The organism is Mesorhizobium sp. M7A.F.Ca.CA.001.10.2.1, from assembly GCF_003998575.1.
In the GTDB taxonomy this organism is placed as follows: domain Bacteria; phylum Pseudomonadota; class Alphaproteobacteria; order Rhizobiales; family Rhizobiaceae; genus Mesorhizobium.
This window is the reverse complement of the sequence record NZ_RZQY01000013.1, coordinates 1-26,275: the sequence shown is the minus strand read 5'-3', so window position 1 is coordinate 26,275 and position 26,275 is coordinate 1. Positions and strand designations below refer to the sequence as shown.

Annotated in this window: 20 protein-coding genes and 4 pseudogenes; 10 read left to right on the top strand and 14 right to left on the bottom strand. The window is 60.5% G+C overall.

The features are described 5' to 3' along the window. Window positions 1-314 precede the first annotated feature (314 nt). Entirely contained in the window at window positions 315-2,087 is a 1,773-nt protein-coding gene (locus EN964_RS01970; protein ID WP_127272182.1) for an AMP-binding protein, read from the top strand. A 69-nt stretch (window positions 2,088-2,156) separates the two neighbouring features. Then, entirely contained in the window at window positions 2,157-3,260 is a 1,104-nt protein-coding gene (locus EN964_RS01965; protein ID WP_127269260.1) for a calcium:proton antiporter, read from the top strand. Window positions 3,261-3,680: 420 nt separating this feature from the next. Here the strand turns inward: EN964_RS01965 and EN964_RS01960 are convergent. From EN964_RS01960 to EN964_RS01950, 3 genes and pseudogenes are all read right to left on the bottom strand, one after another. Then, window positions 3,681-3,878 (bottom strand): annotated as a pseudogene (locus EN964_RS01960) (DUF899 family protein); the annotation flags it as partial. 373 nt (window positions 3,879-4,251) lie between these two features. Then, complete coding sequence (locus EN964_RS01955; RefSeq protein ID WP_206517178.1) at window positions 4,252-4,836, bottom strand: N-acetyltransferase; 585 nt, start codon at window positions 4,834-4,836, stop codon at window positions 4,252-4,254. Window positions 4,837-5,295: 459 nt separating this feature from the next. Next, entirely contained in the window at window positions 5,296-5,979 is a 684-nt protein-coding gene (locus tag EN964_RS01950; RefSeq protein ID WP_127269670.1) for a glutathione S-transferase family protein, read from the bottom strand. A gap of 348 nt (window positions 5,980-6,327) precedes the next feature. On the opposite strand from EN964_RS01950, the gene EN964_RS01945 reads away from it, so the two are divergent. After that, window positions 6,328-7,221 carry an SMP-30/gluconolactonase/LRE family protein gene (locus tag EN964_RS01945; RefSeq protein ID WP_164748887.1) on the top strand — a complete coding sequence of 298 codons (894 nt, stop codon included), beginning with the start codon at window positions 6,328-6,330 and terminating at the stop codon, window positions 7,219-7,221. A gap of 45 nt (window positions 7,222-7,266) precedes the next feature. On the opposite strand, the gene EN964_RS01940 is transcribed toward EN964_RS01945, so the two are convergent. After that, window positions 7,267-8,157: a LysR family transcriptional regulator gene (locus EN964_RS01940; protein WP_245456765.1), complete on the bottom strand. Its 891-nt coding sequence runs from the start codon at window positions 8,155-8,157 to the stop codon at window positions 7,267-7,269. Between the two features lie 238 nt (window positions 8,158-8,395). Further along, window positions 8,396-9,073, bottom strand: coding sequence for an MIP family channel protein (locus tag EN964_RS01935; RefSeq protein ID WP_013530368.1), 678 nt, complete (start codon window positions 9,071-9,073; stop codon window positions 8,396-8,398). Window positions 9,074-9,254: 181 nt separating this feature from the next. On the opposite strand from EN964_RS01935, the gene EN964_RS01930 reads away from it, so the two are divergent. The 5 genes from EN964_RS01930 to EN964_RS01905 all read left to right on the top strand — a co-directional run bounded on the left by EN964_RS01930 (window position 9,255) and on the right by EN964_RS01905 (window position 15,107). Continuing rightward, window positions 9,255-10,544 (top strand): RsmB/NOP family class I SAM-dependent RNA methyltransferase, encoded by a 1,290-nt coding sequence (locus EN964_RS01930; protein ID WP_127270409.1) that lies wholly within the window; start codon window positions 9,255-9,257, stop codon window positions 10,542-10,544. A 126-nt stretch (window positions 10,545-10,670) separates the two neighbouring features. Then, window positions 10,671-11,129 carry a PaaI family thioesterase gene (locus tag EN964_RS01920; protein WP_013530371.1) on the top strand — a complete coding sequence of 153 codons (459 nt, stop codon included), beginning with the start codon at window positions 10,671-10,673 and terminating at the stop codon, window positions 11,127-11,129. 141 nt (window positions 11,130-11,270) lie between these two features. Next, entirely contained in the window at window positions 11,271-11,939 is a 669-nt protein-coding gene (locus EN964_RS01915) for a 5'-methylthioadenosine/S-adenosylhomocysteine nucleosidase (protein ID WP_127270410.1), read from the top strand. Between the two features lie 55 nt (window positions 11,940-11,994). Continuing rightward, the gene (gene guaA / locus EN964_RS01910) at window positions 11,995-13,557 is read left to right on the top strand and encodes a glutamine-hydrolyzing GMP synthase (protein ID WP_127267909.1); all 1,563 of its coding nucleotides are present in this window, start codon (window positions 11,995-11,997) and stop codon (window positions 13,555-13,557) included. 293 nt (window positions 13,558-13,850) lie between these two features. Beyond that, window positions 13,851-15,107 (top strand): site-specific integrase, encoded by a 1,257-nt coding sequence (locus EN964_RS01905; RefSeq protein ID WP_127267910.1) that lies wholly within the window; start codon window positions 13,851-13,853, stop codon window positions 15,105-15,107. A gap of 119 nt (window positions 15,108-15,226) precedes the next feature. Here EN964_RS01905 and EN964_RS01900 read toward each other — a convergent pair whose 3' ends face one another. The 5 genes and pseudogenes from EN964_RS01900 to EN964_RS38350 form a co-directional block, all read right to left on the bottom strand. Beyond that, window positions 15,227-16,561, bottom strand: coding sequence for a hypothetical protein (locus EN964_RS01900; RefSeq protein ID WP_127267911.1), 1,335 nt, complete (start codon window positions 16,559-16,561; stop codon window positions 15,227-15,229). Window positions 16,562-16,735: 174 nt separating this feature from the next. Then, window positions 16,736-17,169: pseudogene (locus EN964_RS39350) on the bottom strand (TfuA-like protein). 99 nt (window positions 17,170-17,268) lie between these two features. After that, complete coding sequence (locus tag EN964_RS01885) at window positions 17,269-17,523, bottom strand: hypothetical protein (protein ID WP_127267914.1); 255 nt, start codon at window positions 17,521-17,523, stop codon at window positions 17,269-17,271. Between the two features lie 207 nt (window positions 17,524-17,730). Next, window positions 17,731-18,015: an AlpA family transcriptional regulator gene (locus EN964_RS01880; RefSeq protein ID WP_127267915.1), complete on the bottom strand. Its 285-nt coding sequence runs from the start codon at window positions 18,013-18,015 to the stop codon at window positions 17,731-17,733. A 162-nt stretch (window positions 18,016-18,177) separates the two neighbouring features. Then, window positions 18,178-18,410: pseudogene (locus EN964_RS38350) on the bottom strand (hypothetical protein); the annotation flags it as partial. A gap of 2,122 nt (window positions 18,411-20,532) precedes the next feature. On the opposite strand from EN964_RS38350, the gene EN964_RS01860 reads away from it, so the two are divergent. Further along, complete coding sequence (locus EN964_RS01860; RefSeq protein ID WP_127270412.1) at window positions 20,533-22,119, top strand: FAD-dependent oxidoreductase; 1,587 nt, start codon at window positions 20,533-20,535, stop codon at window positions 22,117-22,119. 126 nt (window positions 22,120-22,245) lie between these two features. Here EN964_RS01860 and EN964_RS01855 read toward each other — a convergent pair whose 3' ends face one another. After that, complete coding sequence (locus tag EN964_RS01855) at window positions 22,246-22,578, bottom strand: hypothetical protein (RefSeq protein WP_236383374.1); 333 nt, start codon at window positions 22,576-22,578, stop codon at window positions 22,246-22,248. Between the two features lie 211 nt (window positions 22,579-22,789). Then, a pseudogene (locus EN964_RS39345) lies at window positions 22,790-23,676 on the bottom strand (hypothetical protein). A 369-nt stretch (window positions 23,677-24,045) separates the two neighbouring features. Here EN964_RS39345 and xth point away from each other — a divergent pair. Then, window positions 24,046-24,837: an exodeoxyribonuclease III gene (gene xth, locus EN964_RS01845; RefSeq protein ID WP_127266514.1), complete on the top strand. Its 792-nt coding sequence runs from the start codon at window positions 24,046-24,048 to the stop codon at window positions 24,835-24,837. A gap of 459 nt (window positions 24,838-25,296) precedes the next feature. Here xth and EN964_RS01840 read toward each other — a convergent pair whose 3' ends face one another. Together EN964_RS01840 and EN964_RS01835 are read right to left on the bottom strand one after the other, a co-directional pair. Further along, complete coding sequence (locus EN964_RS01840) at window positions 25,297-25,599, bottom strand: hypothetical protein (RefSeq protein ID WP_127266515.1); 303 nt, start codon at window positions 25,597-25,599, stop codon at window positions 25,297-25,299. Between the two features lie 103 nt (window positions 25,600-25,702). Continuing rightward, window positions 25,703-26,017 (bottom strand): DUF982 domain-containing protein, encoded by a 315-nt coding sequence (locus tag EN964_RS01835; RefSeq protein ID WP_127266516.1) that lies wholly within the window; start codon window positions 26,015-26,017, stop codon window positions 25,703-25,705. Between the last annotated feature and the right edge of the window lie 258 nt (window positions 26,018-26,275).

The following is a 26,275-nucleotide window of genomic DNA, read 5'->3' as shown; positions in this document are numbered from 1 at the left end:
GGTGAGGGCAGCTATGCTACATTTTTGCCCATGGTGCTGATTTGCGCCGGTGACCCGCCGCCCAGGCGGGTTTTTTCGTTTTGGCGCGCTTCGTCAGCCAACGCGAAGCTCCGAAGCATCGTTGACCGGATCGTTGCCCTTTCACGACCATCGGCGGGATTTCCTCCACTCCGGCAGGCTGATAGGCTCGGCTAATGCATGTCGCCCAAAGTGATCTCGGTTTTGGGAGAACGACATGCATAAAAACAAGGACCTAGAACGCGTCGCATGATTCTGTTTCAGCGCGACGCACTTAGTCCCGGGAGGAGAGAGCGATGCCGGTCAATCTCGACGAGCTGAAGAACGCCAGCAATCTGCGCGGACCCGGCGCGCGTGCTGGCGGTGTCTTCGTCGCACCCGTCGACAACAGGGCGCATGTCTCTGGCGAACGCAGCGTGCCGCTGCTCGACAAGACCATCCCCGCGCTGTTTTCCGACACCGTCAGCAAATACGGCACGCTCGACGCCGCTGTCTTCGTCGATCAGGACAAGCGCTTCACCTGGAGCGAACTGTCGGACACGGTGGACGCGCTGGCTGCCGGCTTCCTGGCACTGGGGTTGGCAAAGGGCGATCGCGTCGGCATCTGGTCGCCCAACCGCTGGGAATGGCTGGTGACGCAGTTCGCCACCGCCCGCATCGGCCTGATCCTGGTCAACATCAACCCCGCCTATCGGTTGACCGAGCTCGACTATGCGCTGAACAAGGTCGGCTGCAAGGCGCTGGTCACCGCTGCCAAGTTCAAGACGTCAGACTATCTCGGCATGATCGAGACGCTGGCGCCCGAGATCGCCAAGGCCACACCGGGCAAGCTCAAGGCGCAGAAACTGCCGGCGCTGAAGATCGTCATCCGCATGGGCGACGAGAATTCGCCCGGCATGTTCAATTTCGGCGACGTGCTGGCCATGGCCGGGCGTGACGAGCATGACAGCCTCGACCGCATCTCGGAGAAGCTGAAGCCGGGCGAGGCCATCAACATCCAGTTCACCTCAGGCACCACAGGAGCCCCCAAGGGCGCGACGCTGACCCACAACAACATCGTCAACAACGGCAATTTCGTCACTTCGGCGATCAAGCTGACCGTCGACGACCGGCTGTGCATACCGGTGCCGCTCTATCACTGCTTCGGCATGTCGATGGGCACGATGGGCTGCGTCACGAAGGGCGCCACGATGGTTTTCCCGGGCGAGGGCTTCGATGCCGGCGCGACGTTGAAGGCGGTGGCTCAGGAACGTTGCACCGGGCTCTACGGCGTGCCGACCATGTTCGTCGCCCTGCTGGATCATCCGGATTTTTCCGCCTTCGATCTCTCCAGCCTGCGCACCGGCATCATGGCCGGCTCGCCATGCCCGATCGAGGTGATGAAGAAGGTGGTGTCGCTGATGCATATGGAACAGGTGACCATCGCCTACGGCATGACCGAGACCAGCCCGGTGTCGTTCCAGAGCGGCGTCGACGACCCCTTGGAAAAGCGCGTCTCGACCGTCGGGCGCATTCACCCCCATGTCGAGGTCAAGGCGGTCGATGCCGATGGCGCTACCGTTGCGGTCGGCGTACCGGGCGAGCTTTGCACGCGCGGCTATTCGGTGATGAAGGGTTACTGGGACGACGACGACAAGACCCGCGAGGCGATCGACAGCGACGGCTGGATGCACACCGGCGACCTCGCCACCATAGACGCCGAGGGCTATTGCAACATCGTCGGCCGGGTCAAGGATATGGTTATCCGCGGCGGCGAGAACGTCTATCCCAGGGAGGTCGAGGAATTCCTCTACCGCCATCCAAAGGTCAAGGAGGTGCAGGTGTTCGGCATTCCCGACGCCAAATATGGCGAGGAGCTGTGCGCCTGGATCGTGCTCAAGCCCGGCCAGATCTCCACCGAGCAGGAGGTCAAGAACTTCTGCGCCGGCCAGATCGCCCATTACAAGATCCCCCGCCACATACGCTTCCGCACCGAATTGCCGATGACGGTGACCGGCAAGCCGCAGAAGTTCTTGATGCGCGAGGCGATGGTGGAGGAACTGGGGCTGGTGGCGCAGAAGACGGCGTGAACGGGTGAACGCTTCGATCTGTCGGTGCGCGAATGCAGCCACGGTTCGCAGCAGCGCGCAGGGGCTTGCATGAGCGGTTTCGGACGTTCGGTGACTTCGTATGCGATGCCCTTGGCCGCCTTGGTGATGGCTGTCGCCGTCAGAGCCGGCGGACTGTCGGCGGACGAAGGTTCGCTGAGCGCCAGGATACTCGTCGGAGCGCTTTCGAGTGCGATTATGTTCACCACCATTTTCGTGGTCCTCGACCACGCCGAGGCGGTGGCTCGGCGTGTAGGAGAGCCCTACGGCACATTGGTGCTGACTTTTGCCGTGACGGCAATCGAGGTGTCGATCATCGTTTCCATGATGCTGCATGGAGAGAACAACCCTACGCTTGCACGTGAGTCTGTCTTTTCAACAGTGATGATTGCATCCACCGGCGTCGTCGGCACCTGTCTCGCGCTTGGCGGCTGGCGTCATCGCAAGCAGGCAATTGTTCGACAAGGGACCAGCGCATATCTCGCGGTTCTGATCGCGCTGACCATCATGACGCTTATTCTGCCAACCTACACACAAGCTACGGGGCCGGGCACATTTTCGGCAGCTCAACTTGGCTTTGTGAGCGTGCTTTCGGTGCTGCTTTATGCAAGTTTTGTGTTCGCGCAGACTGTCCGCCACCGAGAAGACTTTGTCGAAGGGCAGGCCCACGGTGTTTCGCTGCGGACTGCCCCTCACGAAAGCGTCTTTGCCGGCGCATTGCTGCTTTTGATCGGGCTGATTGGCATTGTCATGCTCGCCGAGCAGGTCGCCGCAAGCGTCGAGGATACGCTCGTTGCCTATCAGGTGACCCAGGCTGACAGCATTGTGGGGGCATTGATCGCCGGGCTGGTTTTGATGCCAGAGGCCATTTCGGCGGTTCGCGCTTCACTCAACAATGAGCTGCAACGCGGTTTGAATGTCGCGATGGGTTCCGCTTGCGCCACAATCGGTTTGACAATACCGGCGGTCGCGGCCGCCAGCCTGCTGACGGGAAGAGGGTTAACCCTGGGGCTTCCAGCGACTGACACAGTGCTTTTGATTTTAGCGCTCTTCATATGCAATGTGAGTTTTAGCACTGAAAGAACAACATTCTTGACGGGCGCTGTCCATATCGTGGTATTTCTTACATATATATTTCTTATATTTGTACCATGAAAACTTGGCCCAGGCTGGCAATTAGATACAGTGGCGCGACTGGTCGTCAACGGACTGCTTGGGTTCTTCAGTCTGGAAGCCGACAGCGAACTGCAGCCCGTTGCCTGAGATGGCGTTTCCGCTTCCGCACCGAATTGCCGATGACCGTGACCGGCAAGCCACAGAAGTTCCTGATGCGCGAGGCGATGGTGGAGCAACTGGGGCTGGTGGCGCAGAAGACGGCTTGAGGGCTGGCTTCGCGGTGCGGCTGGGTTGCTTTGAGCCAACTGTCGACGACGGCGACGAGGTAATGACGTCTCAATCGGGCCGAGAGCGGACTGGCGGCTTTGGGCGGCTTCCGCACAAAGCTGCCGGCCGTGAGCCGTGACGCAGAAAGGCTCATTTGTCATCCGAGCGTCATTCCACGGCTTCCCGGAGTGGCTACTCGTATCGATCGTGGCGACGTACCCAGTCCATTCCCTCCTTCTCGTTGCGGCCTTTCGGCATGAGGTCGAGCATGGCGTAGGTGCCCATCATCACCTCAACGCCGCGCCCGTAGGTGGAGTAGGTGCGAAAGACCTCGCCCGCGTGCTTGAAGAAGGCGCTAACGCCGGGCCATTCCTCGCCGGTCTCCCGCCATGGGCGTTCCCCGTTGCTGCAAACATCGTCATTTCCGGTCCTCGGTCGAATTCGGCGTTTCCAACGGTTGCGATCCGGAAACGCTATTTCGGACGGAGGCCAGATGGGAGTTACAAGTGTGACGTGATTTCAATGGGGGCCGTCTGCAGAATGGCGGTTCACCGCGCGGCAAGCGAGATAGCTGTCATAAGCTGATCTATAGGCGGGCAGCGGCCCTATCATCCCGCGAAGTTGGCACAGTTGCCAAGAGGTGCCCGCGATCCGCTTTCCCACCGGCGAGAAGGGCCAGGTGTGCGGCTTCGACGGTGTGCTCGACAGCTCCGTGGACGCCCTGAACGTCCCACAGGGTCAAACTATCTGATCAAACTGACGCTTAACGAGGTCGCCGCAGCATCGGGATGAGCGTCGGCGACGAACCGACCTGGATCGCGCCGAGCGATTCGAAGCCGTGCCGCTGGTAGAATGATATGTTGCGCGGGTTCGAGGATTCCAAATAGGCCGGCGCGTGATCGCGGTCGCACTGCGCGAGTGCGTACGCCATCAAGGCATCGCCGTGACCTTCGCCTTGATGCGCCGGGTCGACGCCGATCAGGGGCAAGTACCAATGCGGTTCGGTCGGGTGGTACGTGGCCATCTGCTCGAATATGGCCGCGGTTTCAGGGGCGAGAGAGGATTCAACCGTGCTCTCGATCACGGCGCCAAGCTCTTCCTCGTCGGAATGCACGCCGGGCGGCAGCCACAGCGCCGTCCCGGCGTAGCCGTCGGTGCAAAAGGCGCTTCCGTTAGAGAATGCCCTGCGCCCGAACGCGCGGGCCATTCGCGGCATGGCTGCAAGGTACGGGTGTGCATGCGGCCAGGTCCACCGCGCCATAGGGTCCGCTGCAAACGCCAGCACGATTATCTCGACCGCTGAATCTTCATCGGCTGCGTCCATAACTCTCACTGTCGGCGACTTCACGCTGCCCTCCTGACGTAGGTGGTTCGACGAGGCGCCCGCGCCCGTTCTCAGCAACGCATCGTAACCCGGATGGAGTGGGAGCGATACCGGTTGCTGTCGGCTCAGCGGTTCTGGAAAAGCTGAAGCTGCCCGGATCGTGCTCAAGCCCGGCCAGATCGCCCGCGACAAGATCCAGCGCCACATCCGCTTCCGCACCGAATTGCCGATGACGGTCACCCGGCAAGCCGCAGAAGTTTTTGATGCGAGGCGATGGTCGAGGAACTGGGGCTCGTGACGCAGAAGAAGGCTTGAGGGCTGGCCTCGCGCCGACGTCGAGCCGTGAACTCGATTGGCGTCTAATATCGCTGGGTCGTCCAGGCTGACATTGCACTGCATTGGTTGGGCATCCGAGCATCGCACTGAACCCGGCCGCCAGCGGTGCTCGAATCCACCGGCAGCAGAAACTGCCGGTGGCACGGGTCATACGGCATCTGCCTCGTTTTGCGGGAACATGGCGCGACGTGATTCCGCATCGAGATCAGCCTTGAAGGTATGCCTTGCCTTCATGTCCAGGGCTCGCTGGACCGCAGGGCGCTTGGTCGCCTCGTCCATGAAGCGCACGACATTGGGATAGTCGCCAAGACCCTTCTCGCCGAATGCATATCCGGCGGAGGCGGCCCAGCCCCAAAGCGCCATGTCGGCGATCGTGTACTCGTCGCCGGCCAGATAGCGGGCCTTTCCAAGCCGACGGTCCAGAACCGCGTAGTGGCGCTCGAGCTCCTTCACGTAACGATTTTTCGCATAGGCGATATCTTCCGGCGCGTAATGCAGAAAGTGGATTGCCTGGCCGGAAAACGGCGATAGGCCCGTTGCCACGAACTGAAGCCATGACAGCATCAAAGCCTTGGCCTTCAGTTCGCCCGGAATGAATTTTCCGTGCTTCTCGGCGAGGTAGAGGAGGATGGCGTGGGAGTCGAATATCGTCACCTCCCCGTCAACCATCGCCGGCACCTTGCCATTTGGATTGATCTCCCTGAATTCCGGCGTGTGCTGCTCGCCTTTGAAGATATCGACCGGCGAGACGTCGAAGGGCAATTCCAGCTCTTGCAGCAGCACCGCCACCTTCATCGAATTCGGCGTGGCGTGAAAATACAGATTGAGCATCTTTTTCTGTTCCATCGTTGAACATCCACCCAGTCCGCCCGATCGGCGTCTGCTGATGTTGAGCGCCTGAAACATGCTGGCCTGCCCGCCACCACGCCAATCGATCTTGCGGATTGGTGGCATCGAGCCCGTTCATGGCAGGTCGGGCGATCGCTCTTCTTTGGATTTTACCTAGTCCCAACCCCCTGAACTCGATCGATTCGTCTCATCGTGAAACGCGATTTCTCGAGGCGCGCTCAGAGTTCTAGAGCGGTGACATCAACCGACCGAAAGGAACCAATCATGATCTCTCGTTCTCTAATGTCTGGCGTCGCAGCCATGATTCTCTTCAACATTGTATCGCCATCGATGGCCGGCAGCACGGCTCAGGGGATTTCGTTCGCCTCCGACCAGAGTTATCCGGAGAGCATGACATGGTCGGCCAGGCAGGACACCTTTATGGTCGGCTCGGTGCGTCATGGCCTGGTGGCCAAGGTCGACAAAACCGGGAAGTACACGGTGTTCGTGCACGATGCGAGGCTGGTTTCCACGGCGGGTCTGCTCGTCGACGACAAGCGCAACACGCTTTGGGTGACGAACTCCGACCCGGGCGTCGGCGATCGCACCGGTGCGGCGAGCAAGGGCAAGCTTGCGGCGGTGGCCACCTACGATGCCACGACCGGCCAGCCTCGGGCCTATTACGATCTCGGCAGCCTCAGCGAAGGTACGCATTTTGCCAATGACATCGCGCTCGATGCCGACGGAAACGCTTATGTGACCGACAGTTTTGCTCCGATCGTCTATCGGATCGACACAGCGGGCAAGGCGGCGATCTTTGCGCAGGATCCACGGTTCACGAATGGCGACGGCTTCAAGCTGAACGGCATCGCCTGGCACAAGGATGGCTATCTGCTCGTGGGCAAATACAATACGGGTGAGCTGTTTCGCGTCAGTATCGCCGACCCCCGCACGGTCGAACCGGTTAAACTGCCCGAGGCCCTCACGGGTGCCGACGGCATTCAGTTGATCGATGACCAGCACCTCATCGTGGTGCAGAACCTGGGCGCAGATCGCACCGTCGAACTGGTATCCGCCGACGGGTGGGCATCGGCGACGATTGTCCGGCAGGAGCGCAGCATCATGTCGATGCCGACGGCCGCGGCGATCTTGGGCGACGATGTCTACGTACTGAATTCGCGGCTCGACACGCTGTTCGATCCGGCTGCCGACAAGGTTGGCGACTACCTGCTTCAGAAGCTCTGATTGCACGGCATGTGGTAGCCGGAACGATTGCGTGGTGTTCGGCCACTACCCCTCGTGACCGCTGCGAGCGCTCTGTATCACCAGTTTGCGCAGCCATATGTGGGCGGGGTCGCTGCGCATTCGTGGGTGCCAGAACAGGTTCATGGCGAACGGCGAGAGCTCCAAGGGGGCTTCGAACAGATCGAGAACTTGAGCGAAGCGCCTCAGGAAACGCCGGGGCAGGGTGCAGATCAGATCGCTGTTTTCCAGAACGAGCGGGGCCAGTGCGTAGCTCTGGATGGAGACCGTCACATTGCGCGAGCGGCTGATCTCGGCAAGCGCGTCGTCGATCATCCCTGCAAAATGCCCGCCGCTCGTCGAAATGAGCAGATGGTCGAGGGCACAGAATTCGTCCAGGGTGATTGACCCCTTGCCACGCGGATGGCCGTGCCGCTGGGCGGTAACGAATTCTTCTTCGAACAGCTTCTGCCCGATCAGACCACTCGAACCGTCTTCCGCGGCTCCGATGAAGAGATCGATGTCGCCCTGCTCCAGATGCTCGACGATCCTCGGCTTGTTGGGCACCGTAAAGGCGACCTTTGCGTTGGGAGCTTGGGATTTGAACCGCGGAATGAGGTCCGGCGCCAGGATCGCTGCCGGATTGTCCGTGGCGGCAATGCGATAGACACGTTTGCTTGTCGCGGGGTCGAACAGATGAGCAGTATTCACGAAATCGCTCAACCGTTCGAGCAGCCGGGTGAGTTCGGGCTCAAGTGCCAGAGCGTGAGGCGTCGGGATCATTCCCCGTCCGGACGCCGCCGTTGTGAAGAGGGGGTCGTTCAGCAATTGACGCAGACGCGTCAGGCGGGCCGACAAAGCCGATTGGGTAATGTTCAATCTCGCCGCCGCATGGGTGACGTTCTGGTGCTTCAACAGCGCGTCGAGTGTCAGCAGCAAGCCAATGTCGAAATCCGATAGCCGTTTTGTCAATGGGACCTCGAACCAGCAGGCGCTATTCAATCGGTAGCTCTAGACTAGCACGGTTCCGGGTTTGAAGGGCATGCGGTTCCAGTCAACAGTCAGCCGGCGTGGCCGGATTTGACCACCCATACTGAGGTCTGTTCGGCCTCTTGCACCAACCATCTAAGGCGCGGGCCATGGCCCGCGCCTTTTCATATTCAGCCTTCCAAAGAGCTCAGTCCTTCTCGAAGATGCGCGCCTTGGCGACCACACCGGCAATGGCGCCGCCGATCAGCGGTGCAACGATGAACAGCCAGAGCTGACCGATCGCGGCAGTTCCCGAAAACAGTGCCGGACCGATCGAGCGGGCCGGGTTGAGCGACGTGCCGGTCACCGGGATGATGGCGAAGTGCAATCCTGCCAGCGTCAGGCCGATGACCAGTCCGGCGAACGCCGTCGAGTGCTTTTCAGCCGTGACGCCAAGGATCACGGTGACGAAGGTGAAGGTGCCGATCACTTCCCACAGGAATGCCGAGCTGACACCCCATTTCGTCACATCCCAGCCATTGGCGCCGAAGCCGGTGGTGTGTCCGCCAACCTGGCCGGAAACGATGATCCACAACGCCAGCGAAGCAAGGACGCCGCCGATGACCTGCGCGATCCAGTAGGGGATCACGTCCTTGGCCGGCAGCCGGCCGGCAAGGAAGACGCCGAGCGTCACCGCCGGGTTGAGATGCGCGCCCGAAATCGGGCCGATCGCATAGGCCGCCGCGATGAGGCCGATGCCGAACGCCAGACCGATGCCTTCCTGGCCGAGCGGCAGCGCGCCGCCGAAGCCGCCCGTCACCACAGAAGCCGTACCGATGAACACCAATAGAAATGTGCCTAGAACTTCCGCCAGATAAGTCTTCATTGCCCTCTCCTCGTGTCGATCCGCCGGTCCACCTTTGCGCGCCGCGAATCACAACCGGAAGAGTATTCGCAACCAGAAAAGTTGGAAAGCAGAGCGGTTGTGCAGGCCGACCTGCTTGTGCGCGCCGGTTGCGCGCTCTAGAGCAGGGCCGGAATAATTTTCTGCGTGACGGAACAAGACCATGCGACTGGGCGGACGGCTGGCTGCGGCCATCGAAGTGCTGGAAGACATCGGCCGGCGCCACCGGCCGGTGGCGGACGCGCTGAAGGATTGGGGCCTGTCGCATCGCTTCGCCGGCGGCGGCGACCGTGCGGCGATCGGCAACATCGTCTATGACGCCTTGCGCCACAAGCGTTCCGCCGGCTGGCTGCTGGGGCAGGACACGCCGCGCGCCATCGGCTTCGGCGCGCTGCTGCTCGAATGGCGCCAGACGGCACAATCGCTCAACGAGGCGCTCGATGGCGACAAGTTCGCACCGCCGCTGCTGACCGCCGCCGAGCTTCAGGCCATCGCCGAACGCCGGCTTGACGATGCGCCGGCCGCGGTGCGGGCGGATGTTCCGGACTGGTGCGCGCCGCTTTTCGAGCGAGCCTTTGGCTCGACCTGGGCCGACGAGGGCGCCGCGCTGGCAACGCGCCCGCCGCTCGACCTCAGGGTCAACACCTTGCAGGCCAACCGCGACAAGGTACTGGCCGAACTGACGGGAACCGGCGCGAAACCCTCGGCAATCGCGCCACACGGCATCCGCATCCCGCCGATCGACGGCGACGGCCGGCACCCGAACGTGCAGGCCGAGCCGGCTTTCCAGAAGGGCTGGTTCGAGGTCCAGGACGAAGGCTCGCAGATCGCGGCCGCCCTTGCCGGGGCCGAAGCCGGCATGCAGGTGCTGGATTTTTGCGCCGGCGCCGGCGGCAAGACGCTGGCACTGTCGGCTTCGATGGAAAATCGCGGCCAGATCTTTGCCCATGATGCCGAAAAAGCACGGCTGGCGCCCATCTTCGACCGCATCCGCCGCTCTGAAAACCGCAATGTCCAGATCGTCACCAAGCCGGCCGAACTCGCGCCGCTCGGCAACCACATGGACATCGTGCTGGTCGACGCGCCTTGCACCGGCAGCGGCACCTGGCGGCGCCGTCCCGATGCCAAATGGCGGCTGACGCAAAGGCAGCTCGATGCACGCAAGGGCGAGCAGTCGGCGATCCTCGATGCGGCCAAAGTCTATGTCAAACCAGGCGGCCTGCTGGTCTACATCACCTGCTCGGTGTTTGATGAGGAAAACGGTGAGCAGATCGCGGCCTTTCGGGACCGTAACAGCGGCTTTGTTCCCGTCGACCACCGCCAGCTCTGGGACAGCCGTTTTCCCGGCCATGAGGCAGCCGCACGCATCGGCGCCAGAGGCGACATCTCGCTGTCGCCGGCGCTCAGCGGCACCGATGGGTTTTATCTCTGTGCGTTACGCAGATCGGCCTGAATCCTATTCCTGACGGACGCGTGGCGCCGGCCGGCAGGCCAGGTCGATTGTGCAGTGCAGCAAAAGCATTTGCCTGCCGTCCATGCCTCTGCAATAAGCTTATCCGCGTAAAGGAAGGCAGCGGCAATGGCAGCAAAGATCGTACCCGCCCCGGACTATGAGGATCGCGTCAGGACCTCCTTCGCGCGTCAGAAGGCGATGGCCACGATCGGCGCCGAACTGACGCTGGTGACGCCCGGTATTATCGAGATCGAGATGCCCTATTCGGCGGCATTGACCCAGCAGCACGGCTTCCTCCATGCCGGTGTCATTTCGACGGCGCTGGACTCGGCCTGCGGCTATGCCGCCTTTTCGCTGATGCCGGAAAACTCCGGCGTGCTGACCATCGAGTTCAAGGTCAACCTCCTGGCGCCGGGCAGGGGCGAGCGCTTCCTGTTCCGCGGCTCGGTGACGAAGCCCGGCCGCACCATCATCGTCGCCGACGGCCAGGCCTACGCCTTTGCCGCCGACGGCGAGGCCAAGCTGATCGCCACCATGACTGGCACCATGATGACGGTGGTCGGGCGTGATGGGATTGAAGGGTGAGTGGCCGGTTCGCCGCAGGCGAATTCATCGTGCCGGTGGCACGATGAAAGGCCACGAACGCCGGGAGCTGCCGGAGGCAGCGGGTCCCGGCGAGCGGCGGTGCAGATAAGCAGATGATCGGGCGGAGAGGAATAAATCATCATGGCCGATAAAATCTCGCGCCTGTCGGGCAAGGACGTCCTCTTCGTTATGGCGGCGCAGGCCGAATACGGCCCGCACCTCAAGCAGCTGTTCACGCCGCTGATGACCGGTGTCGGTCCGGTCGAGGCCGGCGTCAGGCTGGGTGCTGAACTCTCCTGGCTGAAATCGCAAAAAGCACTGCCGGATCTCGTTGTTTCGCTCGGTTCAGCCGGCAGTCGGACGCTGCAGCAGACGGAAATCTACCAGGCGGTTTCGGTCAGCTACCGTGACATCGACGCTTCGCCGCTCGGCTTCGAGAAGGGCGCCACCCCCTTCCTCGACCTGCCGGTAACCGTGCCATTGCCCTTCAAGATACCGGACATCAAGCAGGCGACCCTGTCGACCGGCGGCGCGATCATCACTGGCGCGGCGTATGATGCTGTTAGCGCCGACATGGTCGACATGGAGACCTTCGCCTGCCTGCGCGCCTGCCAGCTGTTCGACATTCCGCTGATCGGTCTGCGCGGCATTTCCGACGGGGCGGCGGATCTCAGGCATGTCGGCGACTGGACCGAATATCTTGAAGTCATCGACGAGAAGCTGGCGGACGCCGTCATGCGGCTCGAACGGGCGATCGGCGACGGCGCCCTTCGGACGGAACCACCCCATGAAGATGCCGGACCAGCCTGAAAGTCGGGCTACGCAACCCATTGCGTCGACTCGTTTCTTTCTCTAAACGCTCGCCATGAAAACAGCCAATCATCCCGACACCGTCCTGATTGTCGATTTCGGCAGCCAGTTCACCCAGCTCATCGCTCGCCGCATCCGCGAGGCCGGTGTGTTTTCCGAGATCGTGCCGTTCCAGTCGGCCGAAGCGGCATTCAAGCGCATCAATCCGAAAGCCGTGATCCTGTCCGGCGGTCCGGCTTCGACCGGCGATATCGGCAGCCCGCGCGCGCCGCAGATCGTCTTCGACGCCGGCGTGCCGGTGCTCGGCATCTGCTATGGCCAGATGGCCATGTGCGTGCAGATGGGCGGCGTCGCCGAAAGCTCCGACCATCGCGAGTTCGGCCGCGCCTTCGTCGAGATTCAAAAAGACAGCCCGCTGTTCGAAGGCCTGTGGGCGCCCGGCCAGCGCCATCAGGTGTGGATGAGCCATGGCGACCGCGTCATCTCCTTGCCCAAGGGCTTCGAAGTGTTCGGCAAGTCAGAGGGCTCGCCCTTCGCCATCTTCGGCAACATCGAGCGCAAGATGTACGGCATCATGTTCCACCCCGAGGTGGTGCATACGCCCGACGGCGCCCGGCTGCTCAGGAATTTCGTCCACAACATCGCCGGCATCGAGGGCGACTGGACCATGCGCGCCTACCGCGAGCACGCGGTCGAGACGATCCGCAAGCAGGTTGGCAAGGGCAAGGTCATCTGCGCGCTGTCGGGCGGCGTCGATTCTTCCGTTGCGGCGCTGTTGATCCACGAAGCGGTTGGCGACCAGCTGACCTGCATCCTTGTCGACCACGGCCTGATGCGCAAGGACGAGGCCGCGGGCGTGGTGGCGATGTTCCGCGAGCATTACAATTTGCCGCTCATTCTGGTGAACGCGTCGGACCGTTTCATTGACGCCCTCGAGGGCGAGTCGGACCCGGAGAAAAAACGCAAGACCATCGGCCGGCTGTTCATCGAGGTGTTCGAGGAAGAGGCCAAGAAACTCGGCGGCGCCGAATTCCTGGCACAAGGCACGCTCTATCCCGACGTCATTGAAAGCGTCTCCTTCTCCGGCGGCCCGTCGGTGACGATCAAGTCGCACCACAATGTCGGCGGCCTGCCCGCGCGCATGAACATGCAGCTGGTCGAGCCGCTGCGCGAACTGTTCAAGGACGAGGTGAGGGCGCTCGGCAAGGAGCTCGGCCTGCCCGAAAGCTTTATCGGCCGCCATCCATTCCCCGGCCCAGGCCTCGCCATCCGCTGCCCAGGCGGGATCACCCGCGAAAAGCTGGAGATCCTGCGCGAGGCCGATGCCATCTATCTCGACGAGATCCGCAAGGCCGGCCTCTACGACGCCATCTGGCAGGCCTTTGCCGTGCTGCTGCCGGTGCAGACGGTCGGCGTGATGGGCGACGGCCGCACCTACGAGTTCGTCTGCGCGCTGCGTGCCGTCACCTCGGTCGACGGCATGACGGCGGATTTCTACCACTACGACATGGCCTTCCTCGGCGCCGCCGCCACCCGCATCATCAACGAAGTCCGCGGCATCAACCGTGTCGTCTACGACGTGACGTCGAAGCCGCCGGGAACAATCGAGTGGGAATGATTCAGGCCTACTCAAACGCCGCCGAGAATACGCCAATCTGCGATGTAACATACTGAAAACGAAAATAAATCCTTTCAGAGACAATCAGCGACAATCGGCACGCAGAGATTGGCTTTGACGGGCCGCCTGACGGACCTTCCGCATATTGCCCCCCCGAGTTTTTCTAAGTACCGTCAGAGCCAATGAGGCTTGTGACGGTACTTTTTTGTGCCTTAAGGCATTGAAGAAAAAAGGAACTTTCTGTCACGAAGCTTCGAAATTGTACTGACGGTACTTTTTAGGAGGCAATGGGTATGCTGACGGACGCCGCCCTTAAGGCACTGAAACCAAAAGAAAAAGCCTACAAGATTGCTGACCGTGACGGCATGTACATTCGCGTCATGCCCAGTGGCACGATCTCGTTTCGGCTGGATTACAGGCTGAATGGACGCCGTGAGACGGTCTATCTAGGCAGATATGGCAGAGATGGAATCTCGCTCGCGTTGGCACGAGAGAAGTGCCTTGATGCCAAGCGCGCCGTCAGCGAGGGACGTTCGCCGGCGATCGAGAAACAGCGCGACAAGCGCCGCCTGAAAGAGGCAAAGAGTTTCGGCGAATTCGGCGAGAAGTGGCTCGCGGCCGCGCCGATGGCCGACAGCACGCGCGCCATGCGACGCGCCATCTTCGAACGGGAGCTTCTTCCGGTCTGGCGCAATCGCTTGCTGACGGAGATCACGCCCGATGACCTGCGGGCCCATTGTGGCGCGATCGTTGAACGCGGTGCTCCGGCGACCGCCATCCACGTTCGAGACATACTGAAGCAAATCTACGGCTTCGCGATCTTGCATGGTGAGAAGGTCGCCAATCCGGCCGAAGAGGTTGGACCGGCATCGATCGCCACCTTTGTTCCAAAGGATCGCTCGCTTTCGCCCGCGGAAATTCGAGTGATGCTGAAGCAGCTGGAGCATATCGCTACACTCCCCACGATCCGTTTGGGAATGCGGCTTTACCTGCTCACTATGGTGCGCAAGAGCGAGCTGCAGGACGCGGTATGGGACGAGGTCGATTTCGAAAATGCGGTCTGGACGATCCCGAAGGAACGCATGAAGCGCTCGAAGGCGCACAATGTATACCTGTCACGCCAGGCGCTCGACATTATGATCGCCCTAAAGACCTGCGCGGGAAATTCCAGATACTTGCTGCCGTCGCGGTACGACGCAGATGCTCCTATGTCGCGCGCCACCTTTAACCGGGTCACGTACGCCGTCATCGAACGCGCGAAGTCCGAGGGGCTGCCTCTGGAGCCGTTTACGGTTCATGACCTGCGGCGCACGGGCTCGACGCTGTTGAATGAACTTGGTTTCAACAGTGATTGGATTGAAAAGTGCCTGGCGCATGAGGACGGGCGCTCGTCGCGCGGTGTCTACAACAAGGCCGAGTATGAGGTGCAGCGTCGGCATATGATGCAGGAGTGGTCGGACATTTTGGACGCCTGGGTCCAAGGCAAGAAGTATGTGCCAACGCTCATCCCGCCGTCGATGCCGATCTTGCAGGCCGACCCGGCGTTTTGACTGGAGCCCCGGTGTTGCCTTCACGCGACGCGTCTTGACAATTGATCAACGTTTCCGCTGCCAGAGTTGGTGCAATCGCCACATCGCCTTGCTTGTCCGAGCGCCGTCCGGACCACCAGCTACGGGCTTGGGCAGATTTTCTCGACCTTGCCCGAACAGACGGACTTCAGTTTCACCAGACTTGGAAAGTAGTCTGCCAACGGGGCAAATTCTTTTGCAAAGCAGCCGTTGGCGTCGGGCCAAAACCATGGTCCCCCCTTCGGTTCGGGAGGCCAGTGCCCGGGAGGCATGGTCCTGTTAGCGGCCATCTCGATGATGCTGCTGCAGAACTTGTGGTTCGTCGTCACTTGGGGCAGGCCGTGGCACCTGAAACACCCACCTGCGTCTGGGGGAACGATCGGGCCAAAATTAGACCAAGGCTCGGGTTCGTCCCCAAGACCGACAAACTCAAACGTTTGCGACTTCGGCACGTCCTCCGCGTACATTGACTTGATGGTCTGACTAAGCATCGTCTTCGGGTGCACAATGAACGGGTTATTGCCGAGGCGGCAGACGTTGCAACGATCTTCACCGTCTTTGGGATGCACCAGTTCACCGAAATCCCGCGTCTTGAAATCATCCCAGGTGATGCGGCTCGTGCCGGAACCTTCGTAGACAATGTTGTCGAATAAACACGCCTTCTTTTGCAGCTTGTCTGCACAGATCGTGCCGACATATTGCACAGGCCAACCGGGTTTGCGCCTGACGAGCGCTACGCAGAAACCGCCGGAGATATCATCCCTATAGGTCCACACCTCGGCGTCAGTCCAATCTGAAGGGAAGAAATACCTATGTGTTTCGGAACCGAGGTCCTCCCTATGGACCCAGCGCTTGTCCGCCGCGAATGAGCCGGGCACGGGTACTCCCGCATCGCGACACGCCTTCAGGTATGCTGGAACGTCGTCGCGGAATTTCGCCTCGCCCACTGCGGGCCAGCCACTCTCCGTGAGCGCGGGGCCGGCACCTTGTCGCTCGATGATGTCTTTGGCCTTTTGCCATTTGCTGACGAGCCGGCGAGCAACATCTCGCTGCTGTATGGCAGCATCGGTGTTCGCCAGAGCCGCTGCAAGTTCGATCTGCACAAAGCTTCTTTCTGCCTGCTGCGCCCGCGAAACGACTGGTCCCTTGAGCGTATCGATCATCTGCCTGTATCGGTCAGACGCTTCTTCAACGAGCAGCCCTTCGACGCAACCGCGAGCGCGTTCCAGCAGCTCCCCGCGATTCTTGTCGGTGACGTTGACCTCTACTCCTGAGGGCACTTCGAAAATGCCGCCATACGCGGCGACGAGATCACATGACATGGCCAACGAAGAGAGGCTTCCTGATCCTTCATCGGCCGCCATCAATAGGGTCGAGACGTAAGCGACGATCAGCAACGCCCCAGAGGCTGCGACGGTTCTCCAACGCATCAGCATTCAGTTCCTGACAAGCTTGAGCAACCGGGCCGAAACGGTGTGTGAAGGAAAGTCCCTGTAGCGATATTGCATGAAGATGTTTCGCCGAGCCTGTCGATCAGCAAAAGGGCATCGCGGGTTTTCACTGCGGGTCCGCTTGCGGCGATCCAGCGAAGCGCGGCCTCCTGAAGCCCTTTATGCATGCCTGCTTCGTCCAATACCTGTTTCCAGGTCCGCGACTTGAAATGGGTCTTGCCGGCTACAGCCATGACGGCGGGCGAGCGAGCCGTCCAGAATGTCCGCCGCAACCATTCGCTGCAGAACGTCGGCCACATCGACGAGCGGAACCGTCAGCGGCAGATAGCCAATCTCTGCCGGACCATGAATCATGGCGACATCGGCATCGGCACTGCGGCGTCCTGTGAGATAATCCTCGAAGACTTTCCGATGCCGATCATCCCGAACTGCCAGCATTCAGCTGCTCTGAGGGCACCCATGCTCGCCGCACCGAGTAGGCGGCAGCCGGCGTCAAGCGCGAACAGAATTTCCTTGTGCCATACTGCAGGTCCCGATTCGAATAGGCCGTCGATCAACCCGATGACCTTGCGCCCCTCGAGCACCGCGCGCATGACATCGCCGCACCGGGCCGGTGGCGCAATGTCAAACGCCTGCCCACCTTGCACACCAGCGAGCGCGATACAGGCTTGGACCGACGAAGATCAGAGGCCTTATGCGAGGCTCCATTGCCGCAGTAGCTTGCGGGCAGCTCGTCCGGACTGTGCATAGGATTCGGGTTGGTGCGTGCTGACCAGGTCGTCGGCAAGCACGCGTACCGCTTCGATCCCGAATCTGCCGCCGCCGAGCGGGAAAACATAGATGTCGCGGACGCCCTCCGTCACGCTGCCGACGGTATCTTGCAAACTCAGATCCTGGCGTTGGTTCAGGAGGCCACCTTGCGGCAGAAGCCGGTAGCTGCCGAACAAGCACGATCCAAGGTCGGGATTGTAGGTGAGATAATAGGAGCAATGGACATTGTCGAGTGGACGCGATGGATCCCATATATCCTTCGTTCCTAGGACATAATCATTCCTCGTGCGCAGGACGGTGGCGGATTGTCCGGCCTCGAGATCGTCCAGTTGAACAAGCCTCCTGTTTCAGTCTTAGTATCGGCGCTAACCATCCAGATCGCGCTATGCCGTTCTTGCCGCGTGATCCAGGCCTTTGACAGGACGGGCTCGGCGTTGTTTCACGTCGGGATTTGGTGCGCGGAGGATAGGTTTCGAGCGGCGGGCCGAAAGCCATGCCTGAACCTCGCCGAGGTCCCAAACCACGCATCGGGCGGTCAACGCGAAGCGTCGCGGAAATTCGCCCCGCTGTTCCATTTCGTAGATCGTGCTGTCTGCAAGGGGCACCATTTCACGCAATTGGTGTCTCCGGATTGTACGCTTCAGTACCTCTTCATTCGATCGACCCATTTCGCACTCCTCAGCATGGGCCCAAATTCAAGGCGAAGGTGTTCGATAATGAAAGAGCGTCCTGTCCCGCGTCGCATCATCGGCGGTTTTGACCTGCAAAAGGGACAAGTCACGCGTTGTGGTGGTCAACTTTTCGCAAATGGCTTCTGCCGCCACGACACTCGCGCCAACCCGCATCTGCAATCTCGGATCGATCTCCAGCGTGCGCAGGAAGGCGATTCGTTCTGTCAGCCCGGACTAGGTTCGACGCACCAGGTGCTTCCGGCGCCGAGCGCAGCCAATGAAAGCGGGTTTGGCCGATTCGACGGATCAACCTCCAACAGCCTGTCCATTGAGGCAAGCCGATCCAGCGAGATACCCGCAATGATCGCGTTCTCTGCCCGTCGGCGGGCAATCCGTATGCAGACCTGGTTTCTGATCGGCAATGATGTCGCCGAACTCATGACCGTTCTTTGGCAAGCGGCCTCGGCCGCACGATGCTCAAATCAAATTTGGTTGGCAGGTCAGGTCCCGTATTGTTGACGGCGGAGGTGGGCATTCGATGGGCGGGCGGGATGATTACCATCCGGACGTGTCGTTCAGGCCAGAGCGGCTTCCCGAAGAGTAGGAAAACGCCTGCTACGAGAACGATGATCAACCCCGCTGCGAACGCATTCGCGATGATATGACCAAGCCGCATGCACCCTCCACAGAAGAGTACCCGCCACGCCAAGCGAGCCGTGGCGGGTAATCAACCAACCGACGATGAAGGGACGATGATCGACGGTCACATTCCAAATGTCGAAAAGGCTGTGTTGTTTCACGGGTCAGACCTTTGCGCTTCTGCATTGGAGGTTCGTCGGTGCTACACGCGTGCCTGCCCGAACAACCATCTGCGCACGGCAAAGGACCGCCACCGATCAGCAATGACGGGCCCTGCCTCGAGACTGCTCGGCTGTAAACCAAGCTATGGACTGAACTTCGATTTCAGAAGCAGGTTCCCTTGATCTCCGAACTTGAACTTCAGTGGGTCGGCCCCTACTGGGGCGCCGAGGCGGACCCGGCCGAGGCTTGGGGGCCTCGACAGGCAGCGGGGGGACGCTGCCGCTTTCGAACCTGCCTCGTCATATCAGGACTAGCGCACAAAAAAGCCCGCCACCTTTCGGCAGCGGGCTCCTGGAGAGGCAGGCCATTTGGGGGACGGGTGCTGCCCCAACGAGTTTCCTTTTTGTCACGGCCCGATCTTTGTCAATAATGAAACGTTGCTTGGCTCGATGCGGACTGCGCCAAGGATGCTACAAGATTTTTGGATGCGGTGCGGACGAGAGATGGGGGCATCACTCGGACGCGACTGGCTCAGGCGGGCTACCGCATCCACTCCACCATCGCGTAATCTGAAAGTCCGCGCCCCAATGCCTCCACGGATGGAATGCTGATGGCATCCAACTTGCGCCATTCGGTTCCTGGCTATCAAAAAAGCCCGCCGCCTCTCGGCAGCGGGCAGTGTAGGTCCCTAGGATCACCCCGCGGTAACTAAAGTACACCCCGCCTCGCCAAAAGGGAAATGTTAGATTTCTCTAATGGATGATTCGGACCCTTGGGGCTCGCCGTGGCGTATCAAATACGGGAGCTTCTTGCGGGGCGGGTGATAGCCGAGTATCGCGCAGAAGCGCCGACCTCTTTCCGTGCAGCCGAAGGCGCAACTGGTCGACCTTTGACACTTCACCGGACGGGGGACTACTTCCTTGAGGTGACCGATGAGACCAGCGGGACAGTGTTCGCGTTTCAGTACGCCGACTTGCTCTACTGAGAGGGCTCGCCTCCGTTCGGCGCACTGTTGGGTGTTGCTGATTGAGCAGTGTGCACAGCGCCGTAATGATCTGCGGGGGGGAAGAACGGCTTGACAATCATCACGCTGTCTGGGACGCCTTCAGACCCCCAGGAAAACGCACCATCGCCGCTGATGTAGACCACAGGTAGGGTTGGGTTGGCTCGCCTGACGTGCCCGGCTACTTCCCACCCAGATTCTCGAGAGCCGAGACGGATGTCCGTAAGGAGGCCGGCGAACTTGTTTGGACCCTCATCAAACGCCTTTACGGCGGCTTCGGCACTCGGCACTCCTACGACGAGAAAGCCAGCGTCCTGCAAAGCAGATTCAAGGTCGAGCAGGAGCCTGTGGAATTCCAAACCCGTCGCCACCATCTCCCGTGAGGGTCTTCTGCGCCGCTTGCCTTGATGCAGTGTATGAATTCTTGGTGACCTAGTTGCTGGTCTCGGCAAAGAGCCGCTCCCGGTCCAGAAGGTCAATAACTTGTTCCGTTTTTCCTTACCCCAGAGCGTGGAGAGGCGCGCGCGGTTCCAGTCGCCTTCACCCTTGATGATCTCCTGAAGTGCCCCGCGGTCAATCACGATCTGCGACGGTCTACCCCTTGGTAGTCCCATTTCCGCGCAAGGGAGCAAACAATTTGGATTCGTCTGCGCATTTCGGATCAAAATGCAGTTCCGACCGTTAGACGCGCAGCCAGGTTGGAGGCAGCGATGAACGTCAGTGACGAAGCCACGAAATCTCTTTGGATGAAGGACACGGAGTTGCCCTCGGCCCCGCAACTGGAACAGGATGTGCTATGCGACGTGGCGGTGGTGGGGGCTGGCATGGCCGGCGTTTCTATTGCCTACGAACTTGCGCTGGCGGGACAGTCAGTGGTGCTGGTCGACAGGGGGCGGCTGCTCGGTGGGATGACTTGCCGCACGACCGCCCACTTGGCCCCGATCTGCGACGACGGCCTAAGCGAACTCGTCAAAATCCGCGGCGAGGATCTCGCTCGAGGTTTTCAAGAGAGCCAGCAAGCCGCTGTCGACCGGATCGAGGAACACGTCAGCGATCTTGAAATAGACTGCGACTTTCGTCGGCTCGACGGATTTCTTTTTCCCGCAGCCTGGATGGACGAAAAAGAAGCCACCAAGCAATGTGATGAAGAGTATGAAGCGGCCGGCAAGGTCGGCGCAGTCGCGGAACACGGCCGCGGCGTTCCGCTGAAAGGCCATGAAGCGGCGCCGGTGCTACGCTATCCCGATCAGGCCACGTTTCACCCACTGAAATATCTTCGTGCCCTGCTTGACGATTTCGGGGAGCGCGGAGGCAAGGCTTTTGCCGAAAGTGCCGTGACCGAGATCGAGGAGGGTGAACAGATCCGCCTTCGCGTGGAAGGGGGCGCAACCATCACCGCCGACAACGCCGTGTTTGCCACAAACTCGCCGGTCAATACGGTGGTGGCGATCCACAGCAAGATGGCGCCCTATCGGACCTATGCGATGGCATTCGAGCTGCCCAAAGCAACTCTTCCGGACGCGCTCTATTGGGATATGGACGATCCCTATTACTACGTTCGTCTCCAACCTGGGGAGGGTGACATCGACTATCTAATTGCGGGCGGTCGTGATCATAAATCTGGTGAAGCCGATGACGGCTCGGCGCGTTTCGATGCATTGGACGCCTGGATCCGGGCCCTTGTTCCGGAACTGGGCCAGGAAGCAGCGCGTTGGTCTGGCCAGGTTCTCGACACGATCGATTATTGCGGCTTCATCGGCCGTAATCCTGGCAGCAAGAACGTCTTTATCGCTACCGGGGATTCAGGACAAGGAATCACCCACGGAGCGTTGGCTGGCCTGCTCATCCGGGACCTTGTCGTCGGTGGATCCAGTGTGTGGGAGGAGGTTTATGCCCCCGATCGCAAGCCTCCCTTGGCATTGGTGAACTACGTTAGCGAGAACCTGACGGCGTTGAAGAATTTCGCGGAGTATCTGTTGCCCGGCGAGATCAAATCAGCCGCCGATCTGGAACCCGGTCAGGGCGGTATTCTCCGCGACGGTTTGAGCAAACTCGCCGTGTGCCGTGACCAAAACGGTGGAACGCACATGCATTCCGCCAGTTGCACGCATCTCGGCTGCATCGTCCATTGGAATTCGACCGAGCAGTGCTGGGACTGCCCCTGCCATGGCTCCCAGTTCGCGCCGGATGGAGCCGTTCTCAATGGTCCCGCTATCCGTCCTTTGTCGGCCCGGACCGGAACCGCCTCAGATTGGTCCAAGAGATCACACGCACAATCCCACAGCGGCGCAGACTGAAACTCCCGGTCCGGTCATGAACACCAACATTTCAACCGGGCGGGGCGCTTTTCCCACCTGGACACTCTTCATCGTTCAAAATATCTCGCTGAACACGAGGATCGCGAACGCGACGACGGTGTCGCGCTAGACCAATGCCATCGGCATGTAACGGATGATTACCCTGTCTTGCCGGAAACGGCGCTCCAGTTCGGAGCGGCGGGCGCACCAATCGGACAAGTCGACTTCTTCCGCCATGACCTCGAAGATGACAATTTCGTCGATGGCGGAGTCGGCACCCTTTTGCCACAACCCCTCCGCTGGCGCCTGAAGGTAGGCAGTCACGCCATCGAACCGGGCAGCCAGCTCTTCCTTGACCCGATCGAAAGCTTCCCGCTCAAATGGCCGGCCGTCATTGTCCGCGCGCGGAAGCAGGATTTGGAAGAGGTGCATGACGACTTCTCGCTGAAAAGCATCCAACGGCTTTCATGGCGCCCCGTTCCTTCGGGAATAGCTCGGCCGGAGTGAAACTGGCGAAGCTGACGCTTGAGCGGGGGGCTGAATTCTCTGCCGAAACACACGCCCATCATTCAACGCTACGACCTCGTGCTGCCGTAAACGTGCCTGAGGTCCGCTCGACGGAGAGCCCGATTAGCGACCTTCGTGCCAGCCGCACGGCCGGATGCGAGCGTCACATCTGCCGGCTGCGACTTCGCCCAATACGCTCTCGACTGCGGGCTTTTCGACGGGCAACTCTAAGCTCGGCAAGTGTTGGCCACCACCAACCCCTCAGGCGTTCGGTCGGGCCAGCGGCCACCCTTGCGGGCCATGTCCTTACAAGTTCGCCCAGTGTAGCGGAGCGCCATCTGCCCCAAACGAATTCGCCGTTCGAAGCCATTGCGTGAGGATAAAGGGAAGTTGCGTCTGATGGCGCGACCACTTCACCGGAAATGTCGGTGAAGACGACGACCCCGTAGAGCTCGGTTGCGACAGCGCGACCCAGGTGAGGTTGATCGTGAGTTGGCAACGGGTAGCGGTGACGCCGGCGTTCAGCAGCCAGTTGGCGCGAGGCTCTGTAGCCTTCAGTATTTCTGGCGTCCACACGTCGCCGTTTTCTTTCCTCCGGCTCGGCATGGCGAGCAGCTTTTTCGATGCTTGGCCACCGGCGCCGGAGCTCGTCATATGAGCGAAATGGAACTCTCCAGGCCCGCAATTCGTCGTCCCAACTCGACCACGGGACGGCACGCAACTCTTCAAGCACTGTCCTCGAGTAGGGCGTACGAATGCGCAGGTCGTCCGCGATGTCCAGATATTGGCTCGATATTGGATCGAAGGCGAAGGCATCTCGTCCCTTGCTGTCGTCGTCGGGCGTCGTAGCGCTGCCTCTTGCGCTAGCCACCGGTCAATCCGCCGGGCTGCCGTTGTGCCGGGCACGAACCAGCTCTTGCGCTCGTCACTCCATCTCGCGCGCGGAAAAGCCTGCTGAAACCGCTCGACCGCCATTCGATCGAAGGAAAAGCGGGCTTCGGCGCCACTTGCCTCCTGCTTCTGCGGCCCGGGACGTGGGTTGTAATCCATCACAATGCATCGTTCGCGTTTTGTCGCAGGCAACGCAGTGACGGCCCTAAAAGTTCATCTGCCTAGCAAGCCTCCGGACCCCTGAACCCACGCGAAATGCCAAAGCTGTAGTGAAACTTTCCCCCCGTACCGCGGTTAAGGAGCTGAGAGGACAACACCGTCTAAATCGAACGAGAGAGCGGCTGCGGGCGAGCCTCCCCAAAGGATCGGTCGCGTGCCAGAAGAGGGGAGGGCGCAGGAGGTAAAACATGGCATCGAGACACATCGGTCGCCAGCCCAGGCGCGAGATTTGCGCCGGTATAGAAAAGGAGCGGCGGTTATTGGCGAGGCTGCCTGCAAGACTGACAACCCCGCCGCCGGCATAATGCAATGACACGCATCGCGACCTTCAATTTGAATGGCGTGAACGGTCGCCTGCCGGTGCTCATCAGATGGCTAGGTCAGACCAACTATGACATCGTCTGCCTTCAGGAGTTGAAGACCTCGGATGAGAAATTTCCCGCCGAAGCCATCAGGAACGCCGGTTACGGTGCCGTCTGGCATGGGCAGAAGTCTTATAACGGTGTAGCTGTACTCGCCCGAGGGAAAGAGCCGCTGGAGCGTCGGCGTGGCCTCCCGGGTGATCCTGACGATACTCACAGCCGGTATATCGAGGCGGAGGTGGATGGGATCGTGATCGGCTGTCTGTACCTGCCCAACGGCAATCCAGCGCCTGGCCCGAAATTCGACTACAAGCTCCGATGGTTCGATCGTCTGATCAGCTACAGCCAGGTACTGCTCAGGGAAGGCTCCCCGAGCGTTCTGTGCGGCGACTATAATGTCGTGCCAACGCCGATCGATGCCGCGGTGCCAGGACGTTGGCTAGGCGATGCGGTCTACTTTCCGGAGAGCCGGCAAGCTTACGCCGAAATGCTTGGTTATGGCTGGATCGATGCTGTCCGCCGTATCCATCCGGAGAAGGGCATCTATACGTATTGGAACTTTTCGTATCGTGGCGGTTTCGACAGGAGCTCCGGCCTGCGCATGGACCATCTCCTCGTCAGCCCGTCACTTTCGTCCAGATTACGTGATGCCGGCGTGGACGCTGATTTGCGCGGCTGGGAAAAACCGAGTGATCATGCGCCAGCCTGGATAGAGCTCAACCTACCCGGCCGTGATTGAAGGGTGCCGTTGTTCGCCAGGATGCCGGGCTTTCGCTATTGCAAAGCTGGTCTCTGCACTTGAGCATGGGATCTACCAATCTCGTGGTGGCAAAAGCTTCGCATTCACTGCTGAACTGGCCGACAAGCGCAGGCAGTTTGCGGGCGCCGAGAAGTCGCTTGCGGCCGAAAGCGATGGCAGGGGGGATGTCCTTCGGCCGCCCGATCCAATTACTTCTCAGGCCGAGCCGCGCCATCACGCGCGACCGGCCATCTCTTTGTCGCTCCCCACTAACTATTCCTGTCGGCAAGCTAAAGGATGATGCAGGAGTGAAGGCAGCCAGCGCCGAGGGTACCCGCTGGAGCTCATGGGCTTGGCTTCGGGTGGCACCAGTACGGCAGCGGCCGCGTGGGATCGCTGGTCACGGCCTGTCAGTCAGGCATCTGGCGCATGCCGCGCGGCGGGTGAACTCGCGCGGAGCTAGGTGATCTCATAGTAAAAATCGCAAATCAGATCCGCGACCTTAGTCGCTTCAAAATCAGTCATATGCGCGGCGGTCTCAAGAGCGACAGTCTCCATATCGTCCTGATCGACGGCCAGAAGGTCTAACAATTTCGCAAACTTGAATTTGAGCTCTCGGTCGCCGTCGAATTCATCGATCGTGACGTTCAAAATATTTACGTTGGCGTCTATCAGCCGCGTTTGAATGCTGTCGGAAGAGGCCGCTAACGCGCGAACGGCCGCAAAAAAGTGCTCACGCGCTTTGGTGTATTTTTCGCCCATTTAGAAACCTCGGTGGGTTAAAATGCCTTGGACGTGAGGGCGGAGCCGGGACTTAGGCTTTCGATAGCGCCGAAGTCAACGCATGATTGCCGCCGCAGGGCGTTTAACGGTCACTTTCTATAAGTTCGTCTGCACCGCCAATCTTCGGCCCTGTCATCCAAGGCGGCGCCACGGGAATGTCTTCGATCACACCCACCCTGCGTGCCCAGGTCACAAACGTCTTGTGCGCGGCCTCGACAGACTTGCGACCATCATATGCCGAGTAGCATGTATCACACGCCGCCCCGTGGAGAAGGCCGCGCCTTTCGACCGGCCATTCTTCCAGAAATTCTATGGCATCCATGACGCAACCGATTTTTCTGAGGACGAGACTGTCATCTCGTACAAAAATCGGCTGTTTGAACGTAGCGCTTTCCATCGTGACCTCCCTTCCAGCCTAAAGCGACGCTTGTGCCTCTTCGGGTGACGCAGGATTTTCCTCGGCAAAAGCATGCCGGTCCGCGTGACGCCTTCTCGGCACAGAGAGGATATTGGAAATGCCTCTTTTCAGTTCAAGAGAGAAGTGGCCGGCCGAGCCCAGCAGCCTCTTGGCAATCGTGTCGCCGTGCACCCCATCCCGCTGCCGCGCGTCGGTTCAGTCCGCGAGGGCTTCGAGCCACCAACCTGCACGTCGGCG

Excerpts from the sequence above, each read along its gene's own strand:
- EN964_RS01950 (WP_127269670.1), bottom strand. The coding sequence starts at position 5,979 with ATGCTCAATCTGTATTTTCACGCCACGCCGAATTCGATGAAGGTGGCG.
- EN964_RS01905 (WP_127267910.1), top strand. The coding sequence starts at position 13,851 with ATGCTGACGGACGCCGCCCTTAAGGCACTGAAACCAAAAGAAAAAGCC.
- EN964_RS01860 (WP_127270412.1), top strand. The coding sequence starts at position 20,533 with ATGAACGTCAGTGACGAAGCCACGAAATCTCTTTGGATGAAGGACACG.
- EN964_RS01835 (WP_127266516.1), bottom strand. The coding sequence starts at position 26,017 with ATGGAAAGCGCTACGTTCAAACAGCCGATTTTTGTACGAGATGACAGT.
- EN964_RS01840 (WP_127266515.1), bottom strand. The coding sequence starts at position 25,599 with ATGGGCGAAAAATACACCAAAGCGCGTGAGCACTTTTTTGCGGCCGTT.
- xth (WP_127266514.1), top strand. The coding sequence starts at position 24,046 with ATGACACGCATCGCGACCTTCAATTTGAATGGCGTGAACGGTCGCCTG.
- EN964_RS01945 (WP_164748887.1), top strand. The coding sequence starts at position 6,328 with ATGGCCGGCAGCACGGCTCAGGGGATTTCGTTCGCCTCCGACCAGAGT.
- EN964_RS01915 (WP_127270410.1), top strand. The coding sequence starts at position 11,271 with ATGGCCGATAAAATCTCGCGCCTGTCGGGCAAGGACGTCCTCTTCGTT.
- EN964_RS01900 (WP_127267911.1), bottom strand. The coding sequence starts at position 16,561 with ATGCTGATGCGTTGGAGAACCGTCGCAGCCTCTGGGGCGTTGCTGATC.
- EN964_RS01970 (WP_127272182.1), top strand. The coding sequence starts at position 315 with ATGCCGGTCAATCTCGACGAGCTGAAGAACGCCAGCAATCTGCGCGGA.
- EN964_RS01880 (WP_127267915.1), bottom strand. The coding sequence starts at position 18,015 with ATGGGTCGATCGAATGAAGAGGTACTGAAGCGTACAATCCGGAGACAC.
- EN964_RS01935 (WP_013530368.1), bottom strand. The coding sequence starts at position 9,073 with ATGAAGACTTATCTGGCGGAAGTTCTAGGCACATTTCTATTGGTGTTC.
- EN964_RS01965 (WP_127269260.1), top strand. The coding sequence starts at position 2,157 with ATGAGCGGTTTCGGACGTTCGGTGACTTCGTATGCGATGCCCTTGGCC.
- guaA (WP_127267909.1), top strand. The coding sequence starts at position 11,995 with ATGAAAACAGCCAATCATCCCGACACCGTCCTGATTGTCGATTTCGGC.
- EN964_RS01930 (WP_127270409.1), top strand. The coding sequence starts at position 9,255 with ATGCGACTGGGCGGACGGCTGGCTGCGGCCATCGAAGTGCTGGAAGAC.
- EN964_RS01920 (WP_013530371.1), top strand. The coding sequence starts at position 10,671 with ATGGCAGCAAAGATCGTACCCGCCCCGGACTATGAGGATCGCGTCAGG.